This is a genomic window from Candidatus Marinimicrobia bacterium CG08_land_8_20_14_0_20_45_22 (genome assembly GCA_002774355.1).
Taxonomy (GTDB): domain Bacteria; phylum Fidelibacterota; class UBA2242; order UBA2242; family UBA2242; genus 0-14-0-20-45-22.
The window spans coordinates 1-1,112 of sequence record PEYN01000068.1 but is presented as its reverse complement, the minus strand read 5'-3'; the positions used below and the strand labels follow the sequence as shown (position 1 = coordinate 1,112).

Here is a 1,112-nt window from a genome sequence, read left to right as displayed (position 1 = left end):
TTAACCTCGATCTTACCGGATATTTTTCCGTCCTTTGGTATCTTTGACAGAAAAACGGGATCGAACGTTTTCATTAAAAAGTCAGACGCTTCAAACTGAAACCTGAGCGTATCTGACGATTTGACAAATGGCGATCCATTTTTTACAGGAAAATTACAGGAAAAAGTTCCCGAACCAATGAGACTTCCATTGTTCACATCCGTGATGGCGATTTTATTGATCCAAACCTGATTGTCCGCCACATTTGCATCAGTCTGTATATTTTTATATTTCTGCCCAAACAGATTGGCGCCCTGAAGGTTAACGCTTGCCTTAAGCCTAGGGGAACCGGGAAATTCAGTATATTCAACGAATCCATCCAGAATTCCCTCGACACCGCGGGAACCTTTGAGAAAAGCGTTCACCGGATCAATAGATAAATTAGTGAAAGAAAATTTCGCCGTTTTGACTTTTTTATTCACTGCCTCTGCTGACATTTTCAGCCGCCCATCATTTAATGAAAAATCGATGTCCCGAAATCTGATTGTATCTTGATTTAACGAAAAAGAGATCGGAACCAGAGAGACCAGATCGTTTCCATATCGCGTCACACGAAATTTCTTCAGATTAATTTCACTTCCCTTGATGATGTCTCCTTGAACTTCCAGACTTACATCTTCGCCGACGATCCTCATCGAGCGAATGAACGCCGTGTCGCCTTCAAATCGAAGGATAAGCGCCGCAAACGGCATTGGATCCTTAATTAAATCACTCTTACCATCAGTCGCTTCAATAAAAATATCACCGAAGTGCTTTTCGCCGATATTAACCAATCCAAATCGTGCGATTGCTTCTTCGAAATTCAGCATCGGCATTCCGAATTTCTTTCCGTTCACCCAACCGCGGAAATCTGGATTCTTTAGATTACCAGTTGCTTCAAGAAATGCCTCAGCCGAGCCCATTAATCCCTTAACGCCAAATTGCTTTGCAAACGGACCGACTTCACTGGAATTTACGTAAGCGCGGGCATCAATGGTATTCGTCTTTAAATCGCCTTCGCCAGTTATCCGATACGATGTTGGTCCCTGAATTATCAGCATTGTATCCGGAATCGCAAATAAGCCGTTGCTGTA

General features: G+C 42.7%; 1 protein-coding gene. It reads right to left on the bottom strand.

Annotated features, from left to right (window positions below):
• A partial coding sequence (locus tag COT43_04170) for a hypothetical protein (GenBank protein ID PIS29284.1) occupies window positions 1-1,112 on the bottom strand: 1,112 nt, incomplete at both ends.